This window comes from Collinsella sp. TF11-5AC (genome assembly GCF_003436775.1).
Classification (GTDB): Bacteria; Actinomycetota; Coriobacteriia; order Coriobacteriales; family Coriobacteriaceae; genus Collinsella.
Genome location: NZ_QSQO01000018.1, coordinates 1 through 14,307, shown reverse-complemented (window position 1 = coordinate 14,307; position 14,307 = coordinate 1). Strand labels below are relative to the sequence as shown.

Sequence of the window (14,307 nt, the reverse complement as noted above, 5' to 3'; positions counted from 1 at the left end):
GTGCTCGACTGGCTTAAACGCACCCTTAACCTCATCTTCACCTCAAATGAGGCTAAGATGAGGTTAAGATGAGGCAAGCAAACAACTGGGCAAATGCTGAAAATAGGGTGCTGTTAACCTCAAAATGAGGTTAAGGTGAGGCAAAGCTTGGGTGGGCGTGCGAACTGTTGCGCGAGCTATGTGCGATGGACGGGTTGACGTTCAATCTCAACGCACCAGGTTGGTGCAAGGGGGACAGGCTGCTGCTTGTAATCTTTAAGACATCATTAAGGCTTGCGCTGTGGAGCAAACCGCAGGTCAATGCTATTCTTTTACCTTATCGTATGGTGTTGTATTCTGCCTGAATTCTATGCCTACGAGCAATGGATTGAGCACACCCAAGCGGAAAGGATGGCACGCCCGCTAGCAGGGCAAACGTAAACGATGAGTGGCATGGACCGACATAGCGAGCTCCAGCAGCACAAGACGGCGGCCGAGTACCGCCAAGCTGCCGACGAGCACGTGCGGACCCTCAAGGATTTCTGGAAAGATTTCCTGGTGAGCGGTCTGTTTGTGCTGGCCGCCATCGTTGCCATCTTTGCATGCCTGGCCTGGTTTGCCGCGAATAACCGAGTGAGTGCCACGGGGAGTACGATCGGGGCGAAGGGCCCACGGTTTGTGCTTTCGGGAACGCAGGGCGGCACGGCAGGTAAGTACGACGCCCAGGACAACTACGCGTCGGACAGTACAAGCCTTGCCGTGAACAATCTTTTCAACCTCAATAACATGAGTGCCGATGGCAGTCTCTCTCCGGGATCGGCGGGCCAGCTTCAGCTCAACGTCAAGCCGCTCTGTAATGACCTGCGTGATATCACGGTGGAAATGACCTGGGAAATCTCTGTCCAGACGAGCGCTGCGGGCACGGGCGGCACCGCTGCGGATGCATCGAAAAACGAAGAGATCATCAACTCGCTTAAAGATTTGGTGCGCGGTCATATCCTGGTTTTTCAGGGCAAAGACACCTCTGGCTTTTACTCCAATCCGCTGGTCCCCACGACAACCACGGTGACCCAGGACGGAGCCAGCGTTACCGTCATCACGCAGAGCTTTACCATTCCGGCGTCGGACTTTTGCCCTGCGGACTCAAATAGCACGACCAAAACCGTACCCAAAACCCTCTACTGGATTTGGCCGGAGCAGTTTAAGAGCTACGTTCGCACGGGCAACGCCGGCTACGGTGGCAACCTTTTTGCGAGCACGGACCCCGCCGCGGGATACGCAGCCCTCGTCGGCGACATCAACAATAACCACGCGCGCTATTTCCGCGCCGATAGCACGAGCGTGCCAGGTCAGGCGCCTAGCGCGGTTCCGCCTGTCGGAGCCGGCATGTCCTCTGCGGATGTGGAAACCTGCGCCGGCTACTACAACAACGCCGACGAGATTATCGGCAAGAACGTCAAGTACATTCGCGTGCGCTTCACCGCCAAGGAGGCGGATAAATAAATGGACGAGCAGCTTAATGCCCGCGAGCAGGGCGATATCAAGCACAACGAAGGAGCGGCAAACCCCGGCGGCAACGGGTTCGGCTCGCACGGCGAAGCGCGTCCGGCTGGCCGCATCGAGCGCATCAAGGCTTGGGTGAGCGACCACCGTCGCGAATCCCTGGCCATCGTGGGTCTGGTGGCCGTGCTTCTCGCGTTGCTGGGATTGACGCTCGGATGGTTTGTCGATGCCAATCACGGCTCCACCGTCGGCAAGATCAAGGAGCCGGCAGAGCTCAAGGTGCTGGGCCCCAACGCTACGGCAGCCGAGCAGATCGACCTGAGCTACAACCCCGAATACGGCGATACCAAGACTGGCAACACGGTGACGCTCAAGCGCCCGTTTTGCGTGCAGACGGGCGGCGACGGGTTTGAGCTGCAGCTTGCGAATACGACCAACATTAAAGGTCTCACTATCGAGCTGTATAAAGCCGAGAACACGTCTGCGCTCCAGACGCCCGACGTGAGCGGTACCGCAGGCGGCAAATCTTATAGCTGGAAAGCAACCGGAGAGAACCTGCTGACGAGCTTCGAATATATCAACAAGGAGAACGACGGTCTGGCAGCCGTGCCGGGCGAGGGCGCAAGCGATCCTACATTCAAGGACTATCAAAACGTCCAGCGCAACGCGCGCCCGCTCTACCGATACAAGAAATTCGGCAAAAGCGAACTCAACGCCAAGACGCTCGACGGCTCGACTGGCAATGACACACTCAACTTTATCATCAAGCTTTCGTGGGACGAGAGCACCAAAGAGACCGACGTGATCTACCTGATAGCGCGCAACACGAGCGGTAAGTAGGAGAGGGGGCGCACATGGAGAAGCGAGAGAAGCAGCAGGATGCCGAGCGCGAGCAGCTGGCGAAAGCCAAAAGCCTAGTCAAGAATAAGCTGGTTGTGGCGGCAATCGCACTTGTTTGCACCGTGGCGCTCGTGATGGGTGGTTACTTTACCTATTCCGCCTACACCGCCAACGGATTTCTAAAGTCCGTCGCCGCAACGGGCACCGCGCAGAGCCTGTTTGCGAGCGATTTGCTCACGGGCTATATGAGTGCGCCTAGCAACGACGAACTCGCCCATGCCCAGCGCTCCGTTACGGTGTATCCCAGCAACGGGCAATGCAACTTTACCTTTAGCATCTACAACTACTTGCTGGGCAACAGCAACTTCTGCAACGACAAAAATGTGACATACACCTTGACGGTCGAGGGGCACGGGCTTGATGGCGCCACGTGGAGCTATGCGCCCCAGCCCGGTAGCAGCGTCACGCTTCCGGAGAATCAACCTACCAAGAACGACTACACCGTGACCTTCCCCGAGGCTAAGTTGGGACAAGCATACTTTGTGATTAAGGCCACGGTCGTATCGGAGAAGAGCCCCGGCACCGAGCTAGCCTGTCTGGCGGCGAAAGTCGTGCCGTCAAAGAGGGCCGAGGTCAAGACCGCTGCGGTTGAGGGCGCGCTGGTCGATGAGGCTGGCAAGTTTGCTGATTACGCTGCGTACAACTACCGCGTGACGGTTACGGGCGCACCGGCAAACGTCACGCTCGCGTGGGGGGAGAACGTGGAGATCGACCCGTTCTTTGAGATCAACCATGGCGCGACGGTGGATGCTGCAGCTCGCAAGGCTACGTTCACCATGGAGCCGGGTTCGATGGTCGTCAACTTTTACCGAGCGGACGGCAAAACGCCCGGTGGCTGGGGCGACCTGGACATTAGCGTGAACGGAACTACTCTGACGGGCACAACGGAGACTCGATAACTCTGGAAGCGGAGTTTTAGGATAAGAGGTACGGAATCGATGAGAACGGCAAAGCGCATATTCGCAGAGTTCATGACGGTGGTCATGGTGCTCCAAGCATGCTCGCCCACGGTGGCTGCTGTGGCGGCAGGCTGGCAGAACATCTCGAACGAGATTGCTGCCGCATCTGCGAAGGCGTTGGATACTGCCGAGAATGACGAGACCAAGAACGACACCGCGAATGGGTCTGGGGCGAGTGATGCTGGTGCCGCGGGTGACAGTGCCCAGGATGGCGCTGCGAAAGACGATGCCGCAACGGGCGATACCGTCGATAGCGCCGCGGGTTCCGATTCCACGGGCGACCAGACGGAGGGCGACGATGCGGCAGGGGATGCTGCCGCTGATGATGTCGAGCAAGATGCCGATGCCGCGGTTTCGGAAGACGCTGAGGCCCAGGCCGATGCGTCGATTACAAATCTCGATGAGCTTGCCGAGCTGCTCGAGGCGAACGGTGCGGAAAACATCGTACGCAAAGACGACAGGAGTGGAATCCGAAGCCTTGATGTCAAGTCGTCGGAGGCGTTCGCCGTCCTGTCTAACGCCGACGCCTCGCTTTACTATGATGCGCAGATCAAGGTTATCATCACAGGCGATGCGAAGCTCACCGAGTCGGCTAATAACGGCATGTCTTTTCAGGGTCTTGGCAGTGATGAGCGTCCGTTTGAAGGCAGGATCTATAGGTCGCTGAATGGCGTTGATAGTCCCGTCGAGCTTACGGCTGATCGGACGGTTTTTAATAGCCTCAAGCTGACTGACCAAAACAATATGGTCAAGATGAAGTGGGTGGGCGCGACTAGCTATAGCGCGCCGATGGTCGCTTCGAAGGTCAGCGGTGGGGGCAAGACGCTCAACGCTGTGGTCAACATCGCGAATCCCGTAGGCACCGACGGGACGGATACGACTTCCGCTCTGACGGCGCCCCTTTTGGGTGAGGCGATGGGTGACCTTACTACAGAGGTCACCTATGGCCCTGCCGGTTCTCTCGAGAAGCTCAACGTAAATGCAGCGGGAAACATCGGTCTTTTAGCGAATACAGTCAAGAGCGGAACCTTTACGGTGGGGTCTGTTAAGTTTCCCGATAGCCTTGCCGCGGGCGGTGTCGTCAAGACGAGCTCCGGTAATGCCGGTCTGCTCGTAGGCACGGTCGAGGATGGCGCGACTCTGAACGTCGGCACCCTTAATGTTCCCGCTACTACCGTTCAGTCTGCAAGCGGTTCCGCCGGTGGTGTCGTAGGTCTCGTCGGTTCGAACACGGGCGCCACAGTCAACGTCACGGAGGCTCTCGACCTGCACATGCTCACCGTCAAGGGCACCACCGCCAGTGGCGGCTTCATCGGTAAGGCGACCAAGCTCGCGCTGGGCGCGAACAACAAGAAGTTCACCTGTCCCGCCAACGTCGGCGATAAGAACAGCAAAAGTTCCGGCGGCTTCATCGGCGACGTTAGTTTTGCCGGCCCGGTCGAGTTTGCCGACAACGACCAAATCGATACGGGCGAGGGCGTGAATCTTGGCCAAAGTGGGGACACGGGCGCGGGCGGCGTGTTCGGTCTCCTGGACACAACGAACGGCGATGTCGCAATATCAGGTGGCTCGTATACTAGCAAACTGGTGACGGGCTCCAGCTCCATCTATGGCGGTCTGGTCGGTAGAGTTCAGGATGTGACCAACACAGAGAAGTCGAACAACACCCTTCATATAAAGACGGATGCCACGGGCAACCGCTGTTCGGTTGATACTACATGCAGCGCCGCGCCGCGACTGGCAGGAGGCCTGGTCGGCTGGGTGGCAAAGAGCAACAATACTGGAGGCGTTGTAATCGTTGACGGCGCGGATGTCACGTGCCATTCTCCAAAAGCCAATGGAAAGAACTGCGGGTTTGGCGGTGTTGTTGGCGCCTTGGATAGCGGCTATAGCGTGGGCGGGCGTTCGCGTTTTGGAATTCTGGACTGTGGGGACGTTCGCGTTAAAACTGATAAAAATGAATCAATCGCATGCGGTGCCGGAATTGTGGGTTCGGCATGGAACGGCGTCTTGCGCTTGCGTGGGACTACCGATTTATCCGATTGCAAGCTCGAGGCCAACGGTAATACCAGCCAAATTCTTAGATCCTTGGATGGATGCGCCCCATTGGTGTTTGCTCTAGGTTCAGGCTCGGATGCTGAGGCAACGAACGATAATTATTGGCTTTACAAACGTCCTGCTGCGGCGAGGATCGATGACCTGACCTATAACCAGGTTATCCGCCTGACCGGAGAGGAGGGCAAGCTCAGCAAGGATCTTATTAAACTTGATGAAAGCACCTTTTATCAGCCGTTGTGCAATCTGAGTGGTGCTCCAGATGCTGGCAACAGTGCTGGCTACTCTTGGGGTAATCAGCTACGGTCCCAAGATGGCGACGGGAGGTCGGGTAGATACCTCATTAATGATGCGGATACATTCGCATGCATTGCCATGACGGTTCAAACGAACGGTTACTTTGGCGGCGTCTTCGGCGTCAGCGCAAATAAAATTACAAGCTGGTATGGTAATAGCGGGAATACTTTTTCAATTACTTCCAACATTGACCTGCGAGGCACAGGCCTTGAAGGTCTTGCATGTGATGGGTCCGGGCAAGTTAACGCTTTCGTAGGGGCTGTCGAGGGAGACCATCATACCGTTACCTTGGCGATTGGCGAACCTTACGGTACGCGCAACGGCAATGCGCTTGGCGCAAACGATTCGACTGAAGGCAACGGCAAGATTTACCGTCACAGCCGTCTGGGCCTCTTTGCCGCTATCGGCGGTGGCGCGACGGTGAATAACCTTACCGTCGATGGCGTTATGAAGTTCGATAACGGCTTAGGCGTCGACGCTGGCTCGCTTGCGGCAACTATCACTGGCGAGGCAACACTCAACGGCGTTACGTGCAAGCCGAAAATCACCTGCGATGATACGTTCGGCAACGATGTCAACATTGGCGGCATTGCTGGTAGCGTGAGGGGTGGTGGAACCGTTACTTTCGGCAGCAGCAACATAAGTGGCAGCACGAAGGCGCAAGCGACCGTCAAAACGGGCGCTACCCTCAACGGCAACACGCGCATTGGCGGCGCTATCGGTTATGTGGCGGACGTTGTCGCTATCGTCAACGTGACGAGTCTCGAGGTCGGTGACGCGACGACGAGCGAAAATGCGATTACCGCGGGCGACAGCGCGAGCAATAAGAAATCCCAGGTCGGCGGCTTCATCGGCTGCATCGCTCAAGGAACGCAAGAGAAACACGTCAACATCACGGGCCTTTCGTTCGACTCGTTCAGCATGACCGTTGGCAAGAACGGTGACGCGAAGAACGGCGCCGGTGGTCTTCTGGGCTATAGCTGGGGCAATGCTGTTGTCACCATCGGGGATAGCAGCAAAAACACCAGCGACAGTACGTATGCTCTCAAGACGAACAGCGCTTCCATAACCGCAAACAGCTCAAGCGAACTCGGCGGCCTCGTATACGCAGCCAGTGGCCAATGGATCATCAACGACTATGCGATCGATCTTTCGAACGCAACCATTAATGCCGATAAGGTAACGGTACTTGGTCTGATCATCGGTCGAGGCGGTAGGACGGAGAATTCCACAACATATGGAGTGGAAACTTATAGCGGCTTGTATCTGGAGAACAAGGCGGGTTGGGACACTGCATATAAGGTCAATGGTGTTGCTGCGGGCAATGGCGTGAAAATCAACAACACGGCAATCAAAAGCAACGACAATGCTACTTCGTTTGATGAATGGGTCGGCAACAGCACGAGGCCTGCCTATGGAAATAAAGACGCCAGCAAACTCATGGACGGCGAATGGAATGTCGTCGTTTCGCTTCATACCAAAGACGGCGTTAATGACGGCAAGCTCGACATGAGCGGAGAGCCGGGAAACGACAACAGCTATCGCAACCGTTCCGATTTCGGCAAGAACCACAACACGAATGCCTGGACGAGGTATTACTACAACCTCGACAAAGCCTATGCGGCACTTGGGCAAGGCAGCTCCAAAATTAGCAAAATCGATACGGCGGAAAAGCTGCTCTTATGGTCCGCTTACCGCTATGCTCCAGCCGCAATTCGCTCGATGATTGTGCCGCAAGCGTTCAACGACGCCGTGGCCATCGGCGGCGAAAGCGGCAGAAGCGTCGAAATTGATTTGACGGGCTATAGTTACTATCCCACCCAGCCGAACGGAAAGGTGACGGTTAGTAATGCGACCATCACCTTCCATTACTCCGACATCAAGGCCGAGCAGAAAAGCAACAAGCTGAACTCTGCTGCTACCCAGCACGAGAACATGCACTGCGGTCTTTTCCGAACGGTGGCAAATGGCGATCTTACGGTGAATGCCGTCACTTTGGGTGGCACTGTTGGGCCCGTTGTCAATGACGGGAGAAGCAAGAATGATATTGCCGCCGCGGGTGGAAGCTCTTCGGGCGCGCTGGTGTGTCGCTACGTGTATGGGTCTAACAATGGCACGACCACCACTATTAGAAAAATCTCGATTGATGGCCTTACGCTCAACAATTTGACCGTCGATGGCGCTAGTGAGGCCACGGGCGCTGATGCTTATATGCCTCTGCTTATAAACGAGATGCAGACGTACGTGAACCTGAGCGCGAAGAACATCACGGCTACGGGATACGGCCGCAACACCAAGGTAGCAACCTCACTTTTTGGAAGACTGGGCGTGGGTTCGAGTGCCGACCAGGTTACGGCGACGTTTGGTACCATCAACGTGCCGAGTGCTACGAACAACGCCATCTTTACCCGTGCAAGCTTGCTTGAGAGCTTTGGCTACGGCGAGGGCAAGACTGGCTCTGCGGTGTATACCTTTATGAAGGATGACCAGACAAACGATAAGGTCACATTCGGTAGCGAGATCGACTCGAAGGGCGAATACTCCGGTAAGCAACTCTGGTACTACGACGAGAGCACCTATGGGACCCCCGCTGGCCTCGTCACCGTTGACAACAAAGAGGCAAATGCGGATACTCCGCAATTCGGTGGTTATCTCCCGTATGTGAAAAAGGGCAATGTCAACGAAAACAAAGTCCAATACCACGAAATCAAAGTTAACCAGCGTGTGCCCAAGCTTACGACGGGCTGCGGTACCTATGGCGATCCCTATGCCATAACTAAAGCATCAGAGCTCAACACGGTTGCTGAGTATATCAACACGCAAAATGCAATCGACGGTTGGGAAGTAACGATTGCCGCCAATCAGGAAGAGCTATGTCAGCGTCGTTCGTCCAGTGAGAAGCCTGAAAACGAAGTGACGTACATCTACAAACAGGCGAACAAAACATGGGAGAGGAAGACGGAGGATAACACCACCGACTCTGGGGATTCGCTTGACGATGCGACGATGCACCGCTATCTCCAAAGCGCCTACTACAGTATCGAGCCGGTTGATAGCGAGGGAAAAGGTAGCGATACACTTGTGCTCGATACCACCGCTTTCCAGGGTTTGGGCAATCAGAGCAACCCGTTCAGGGGGGTTGTTGTTGGCAATCTGAGAGACGGCGGTTTAGCGACCATCAAGATTAACAAGCCCGAAGGCGCAAGCGCGCTTTCCGGATTGATCCCGTATAGCTACGGCAGCGTTGTGAGCAACCTGAATATTGAATACTCGGGCACGCCGGTCTCAATTGCATATAAGAGTAAAGATACATCTGGTGTGCCGGGCGCGTTCTTTGGCGGCGTGATCGGTTGCATCATGGGCGGTGACAATATCATCGATGACGTGTCGGTGAATGCGGATGCCGGCTTTAGCGTTGCTGGGGCGGCAGGCGATAATGGCGGCGGCGCGCACCTTGTGCCCGTTGGCGGCTACGTTGGTGCTGTTGCGGGTGGCGGCGTCATCTTCCGCAACTCTTCGCGCGGCGACGGTGCCCTTAACCCCTGGCATAGCGCCGGTACTTCTCTCTATGACAACCCGTATGTTGGCCGCGTAATCGACGGCTATGCGTTCAGCGAGCTTGCCGATGGTAAGAGTCTCGACAACACTGATCGTAACTACAAGGTGAACAATCTTGATACTTCGAAAACGAACTGCATCGAGACGGGTGCAACACAGGGCCGCTATAGGGGAGATGGCACCAATAATAACCTCGCCATAACCACAACCGTCAATGACTCGCAGGGACTGCTCGTACTTTCGGCCATTATCAGCAGCGGCGCGGCCGGTGGTTCGGCGAATACGAATACCACGAACGATGCGTATGGAACGTATGCGGGCTCGCGTGCCTACATGGGTGGCGGCAACGCAACGGGAATGTACAAATTCGGCAACCAACAATACGGCAAAGTTCGCAACGCGAGCTATACACATGTTGGAAGGCCGGCGAGTGCCGCTGACGACTTTGCTAATGCGAAAAACGATGACATGAAAAGCCCCGGTATCCAGGAGGGTAACGCTCTCGACTATGCAGGCGATGGCTTGGATGTTAACTCTCCCTACCTGGTATCGAAGTATGCCACGTGGCAGACGGGCAACATCTGTGCCGCGCAGGTCTCGGGAATGGATTTGCGGTTCGTGAACACGGACAAGGACATTGATTATGACATGACGCCTTACGGTACGGGTTACACGGGCCTTTCGGGTCGCTACTACTCAAACGCATGCGCATCCGGTAAGGGCGCCGACCGCGATCGAATCGTGCCGCTTGTTGCGTGCATCAACGGCAACGGTGCAAAAATAAAGGTCGGTAGCAAGAAGGCCAACAAGGTATATGGGGTCACGGAGTACGCCGACGATAATTACAAACTCACCGGATTGGGCGCTCTCTTTGGCACCGTAACGTACACCTCGACCAACGTATCGGGGAGTATCGGCACTCCAGCAACGGACGATGCTGCCGCTACGGGCAACGGCGGCTATACCGTCCAGAACTTACAGTTCTACGACTGCAATGTTTCTCTTACGTATACCAATGCAGCCGGCGCCCCCAGTGGTGCGGGTAATGAGCAGGTTGGCGTCGGTCTGCTTGCGGGTACTACGGCGAACGCGAGCTCGCTGGCAGATTACGGCAAATATGCAGGAATTACCATGGATAACTGCAGGGTGAATGGCCCCAATAACGTTGGCGGATTGCTTGGCGCATCCGGCTATGGTAGCCGCAGGACTGACAAAGATGCAACTTTGCTGGTGAATCGTAACGACACTTCAAATTCGAACGCGCGCTATTCTCCGGTCAAGCTTTACGATTGTGCTTATAGCAACATGGACATTTCTGGCGTGCAAAACGTCGGTGGCTTCGTCGGCAAACTGAACCAAAATTCCGCGGGTGGCGTTTGGACAACGGCGAGCATGTCTATTGCCGAGAATTCCACAATTATGTCAACTGTTTCCAACGCAAGGACTGGCGGTATCGCGGGCCTTGCTGGAGGTGGTTTCCTGGTGAACACCGATGATGCTGGAACGCCTTCGCAGGGTGCCGGAAAGGCGGAGATCAGCAATGTCACGCTTCAGCCGGCAGCATCGAGCGCGACCGAGGGGACCGGCGGCCTTATCGGAAGGTCCGAAAATGGAATCGTGTCTGTCTACAATCTGTGCATCCAAGGCGACGTGCAGAGTAAAACGGTATTTGGTGTTAGAGGATCGAATAATCTTAAGTATGTTGCTGGCGCAGTCGGTCAGGCGGCTTCGGGCAGCACGTTTAAGTTCGATAGCTGTGAAATAAAAGATATCTATCTTGGTGCGCGCGAATGCTCTGCCGGTTTAATCGGTAATCTGAGCGGCGGGCTCGCCCTCGAGGTCAAGAATTCAACTATTACCGGACTCGTCATTGATGGCTCATATTCTGGTGGCGTTGTAGGTTCGATCGGTAACACGGCGAACTCTATTACGCTGCTGAATTCAACCATTGGTGAGAACAACTTTACCGGTAGCAAGAGTGCAATATGGAGGCCATCACTGGGAAGTTGTTCTGGTGGCGTGTCTGGCGATGGCCGTGGCTCATTTAGGCTCGTAAACGTGCTCATGGATCGCAATATCTTTGGGGCGCAAACTAGCCAGGGATATTTGTTCGGAAATAGTTCATCCGCTGATCTCGTCAACGTTTTTGTCGCAGGAATTGCCATTAGACCAAACAGCGCGAGTGAATCGCTCAAGCTGATGCGCAATTCTTCCGGCACCGACGACCTTAAAAAAGTGAACAAAAAGTCATACATCGCATTTGCTGCCTATGAAGACAAGCTTTCCGATGCCAATGGCGCGACACTGTATGGCAACGATGCTGCGAACGGCAATGTGACGGTGGCCGTTTCGCCCTACGTCACGACGAGTCCGACGAGTGACCTTGCTGTGCGCGCCTCCGATGCTGACACGGCCGGCCGTTATCTGTTCGGCGACGGCATGAACGTTGGCCTTGCCACGGCCATCCAGAATCCGTCGAGCCCCGGCGTTGCCAACCGTTACACCTACACCAACATCGGCGGCATCAATGACGATGGCGCATATCAAAATACGTCGAGCTATAACGCCAAATCCGTGGCGAGCATGTTCAATGCGAATAACGATGCAAGCGACAGCAAGGTTGCAACGGATTTTCCCGTTTTGGTGATCTCGGGTACCGATAATACGTCGGTCAAGAGCTATCTAAACATCGTCACGAACGGCGGCTTCTCCGACGCTTGCAGATTGAATAACGAGAATGGCACCAATCCGCACGTGACGGCCAAAGCAGAGGTGTTCCAACTCAAGGATGGTGTGTTCGTTAAGGACGATGACGCGTCGAACAATCCCACACTTCGTGTGGTGAACAACGGTAAAAAGAACATGTCGTTTAGCCCAAGCTCCGATTGGGACAATGGCAAAGGTCGCTTTACGCTCCTGACCGTTACCTTTACCGAGGCGGGTCAGAGCTACAACGTTCAGGTGCCGATCATCGTTAAGCGCAAGCTCGAGATCGATTTCACTGCAACGTATGATTACGGCACTCAATTTAAAGAAAAAGACTACGCTAACCTTGGAAAAGATGCACACGTGCTTACGAGCTTTGGCGAGCCGATGACGGGTCTGCTTACCTGGACATACAATTCTGCTAATGGGAAGGAAGTCGACTTTGGCTGGGACAGCTATATGGCTGCCGGCGGCTCGATGAAGGGGCTCGGCAAGAGCATCCTCTTCAATGGTGCCGACGGAAGGTTGCCCCAGGGCACCCAGCTTACGCTCATCGATGCGAACGTTGATGGCAAGGCCGGTGGCAGAGAGTACCACTATACGGTGGGCGAAGGCGGAGCAACGAGCGTTTCCCTGAGCGGAAATGCGGGCTTTGAGGATTCTGCGGGCAATCCATATCAGGAGCGATGGCTGAGCGAGATTTTGGATGTGTACGCCGAAAAGGATGGCGCCGGCACATGGGCCGAGTGTAATAACGAGGCAGAGGCGACCGCTAAGGCGAAGATCGGAGACAAGTGGACGCTGTTTAAGGTTGCGGGCGCTAACGTTCCCAGCAACAAGCGCTATACGCTAAAGGTACCTAAAGAGAAGGATACCGGCAGAGAGAAGCGTGCATCGGAGAGCGTCTACCTAGTTGTCAACGTGCCTAAGTCGGGCGACGGCGGGACGCAAGCTAGTATCAACGGTTTTACGGCTTCGTCTATTGACTCGAATTCTTCGGGTGCCCGCATATCTTGGAATTTGCATCACGTCTTGCGCACCGGTGGCGAAGATAATCAAAACAGTACGGCATCGACATACAGTATCTTGTCCAATTATGAGCAGAGTGTAGTCGACAATAAAAATGCGGCGCGCATTCCGGTTTCGAAGTCGGAGGACGGTGCCGCCTACGTGCTTTCTCTTGACGTCAAAGATAGGGTTACGTTTAGCCCGAGCCAATACTATACAGAGAGTGACCATCTGTTCTATCAGCTCGATACATCGCTGTGTCGCTATGGCGCCAACAACAACCTAATGGGAGTAAGTAGTTTCCCGAGCGGAACCTCGGCAATTGCGAAGTTTTATGTTGCCATCGGCGGTCAGAACTACAGGTGGAATGGCGGCGATTGGGAGCCGTGTGACGCTTCGATGCCTGCGTTCACGCAGACCGTGACGGATACAGGCGATGATTCGCTGAAGCTCACGCTCGACCATGACCTCGCCGGAATCCGCAAGATCGCAACGGACGGATCCTTTACCGTGCATACGGTGGTGGAAGAGATTCGCCTTACGCCGGACGGCTGCAACAAGGTTATCTCCCTGTCCAAGCAGTCTGGCGAGGACGCCTGTACCAAGATGTCCTATACTGCCAAGCTTTCGACGCGTAAGGAAGGCCTTAATACCTCGAGCCTGACGCAGACGAAGCCCGGTAACGTCGGGTACTATCGCATGGACACGGGTGATACGACCATTACGCTTTCTGCGCCAGATAAGTCGCAGCTTGGTATTAACGTGGACGACCTACGTCCGATCGCGAATGGCACGATTGGTCTGGGTGCCACGTATGAACTGGGTGGACTTAGCAACGCCGCCGAGGCAATTGCAAATGCCGACTCTGTTGTGTACACGCTCGAGCTGCAGCGCCGCGGAACCGACGGCACGTATGAGAGTGTAACGGATGATATCTCCAACTACGTAACAGTGACGGAGAGTAAGCTTGCCGCGGTCGCTCCCTCCGGTAGCACGATCACCTTCACTGACTCGAAGGAGAATGGCAAGTTCAAAACGCAGAACGGTGACACTACGTTTAGCCTGCCCTTTACCGTTAAGGTCAACACGCAGGTTGAACAGCGTGAGCAGTTCTACGCGAACTATCGATTGGTAATGAGAGCGAGCCTGGTTAAGGGTGACGTGGCGAGCGCAAAGCCTCAATCGCCCGACTATGTGACCTATACGCTCACGAGGGTGAACCTCAACGGCATCGACCACTAGTTCCGAAGCCAACTAGCTTCGCAAAGGGGGCGGCAACCACCCGGTTGCCGCCCCCTTTCTTGTTACAGGCTTTAGCCTGTGCGGGGCGCGCAGCGCGCCG

At 55.3% G+C, this 14,307-nt stretch carries 4 protein-coding genes; all 4 read left to right on the top strand.

Annotated features, from left to right (window positions below):
* Positions 1–432 precede the first annotated feature (432 nt).
* From DXD16_RS07830 to DXD16_RS07815, 4 genes are read left to right on the top strand one after another with little or no spacing between them, the layout of a single operon-like run.
* Positions 433–1,482: a hypothetical protein gene (locus DXD16_RS07830; protein WP_117655718.1), complete on the top strand. Its 1,050-nt coding sequence runs from the start codon at positions 433–435 to the stop codon at positions 1,480–1,482.
* Positions 1,483–2,322 carry a hypothetical protein gene (locus tag DXD16_RS07825; RefSeq protein WP_117655717.1) on the top strand — a complete coding sequence of 280 codons (840 nt, stop codon included), beginning with the start codon at positions 1,483–1,485 and terminating at the stop codon, positions 2,320–2,322. It begins immediately after the preceding gene.
* Positions 2,323–2,336: 14 nt separating this feature from the next.
* Complete coding sequence (locus DXD16_RS07820; protein ID WP_117655716.1) at positions 2,337–3,281, top strand: hypothetical protein; 945 nt, start codon at positions 2,337–2,339, stop codon at positions 3,279–3,281.
* A gap of 39 nt (positions 3,282–3,320) precedes the next feature.
* A complete protein-coding gene (locus tag DXD16_RS07815) occupies positions 3,321–14,207 on the top strand; it encodes a hypothetical protein (protein ID WP_117655715.1) in 10,887 nt (3,628 codons plus the stop codon).
* Positions 14,208–14,307 lie beyond the last annotated feature (100 nt).

What these genes read in the sequence shown, in the direction of transcription:
- DXD16_RS07830 (WP_117655718.1), top strand. Translation starts at nt 433, where the DNA reads ATGGACCGACATAGCGAGCTCCAGCAGCACAAGACGGCGGCCGAGTAC.
- DXD16_RS07825 (WP_117655717.1), top strand. Translation starts at nt 1,483, where the DNA reads ATGGACGAGCAGCTTAATGCCCGCGAGCAGGGCGATATCAAGCACAAC.
- DXD16_RS07820 (WP_117655716.1), top strand. Translation starts at nt 2,337, where the DNA reads ATGGAGAAGCGAGAGAAGCAGCAGGATGCCGAGCGCGAGCAGCTGGCG.
- DXD16_RS07815 (WP_117655715.1), top strand. Translation starts at nt 3,321, where the DNA reads ATGAGAACGGCAAAGCGCATATTCGCAGAGTTCATGACGGTGGTCATG.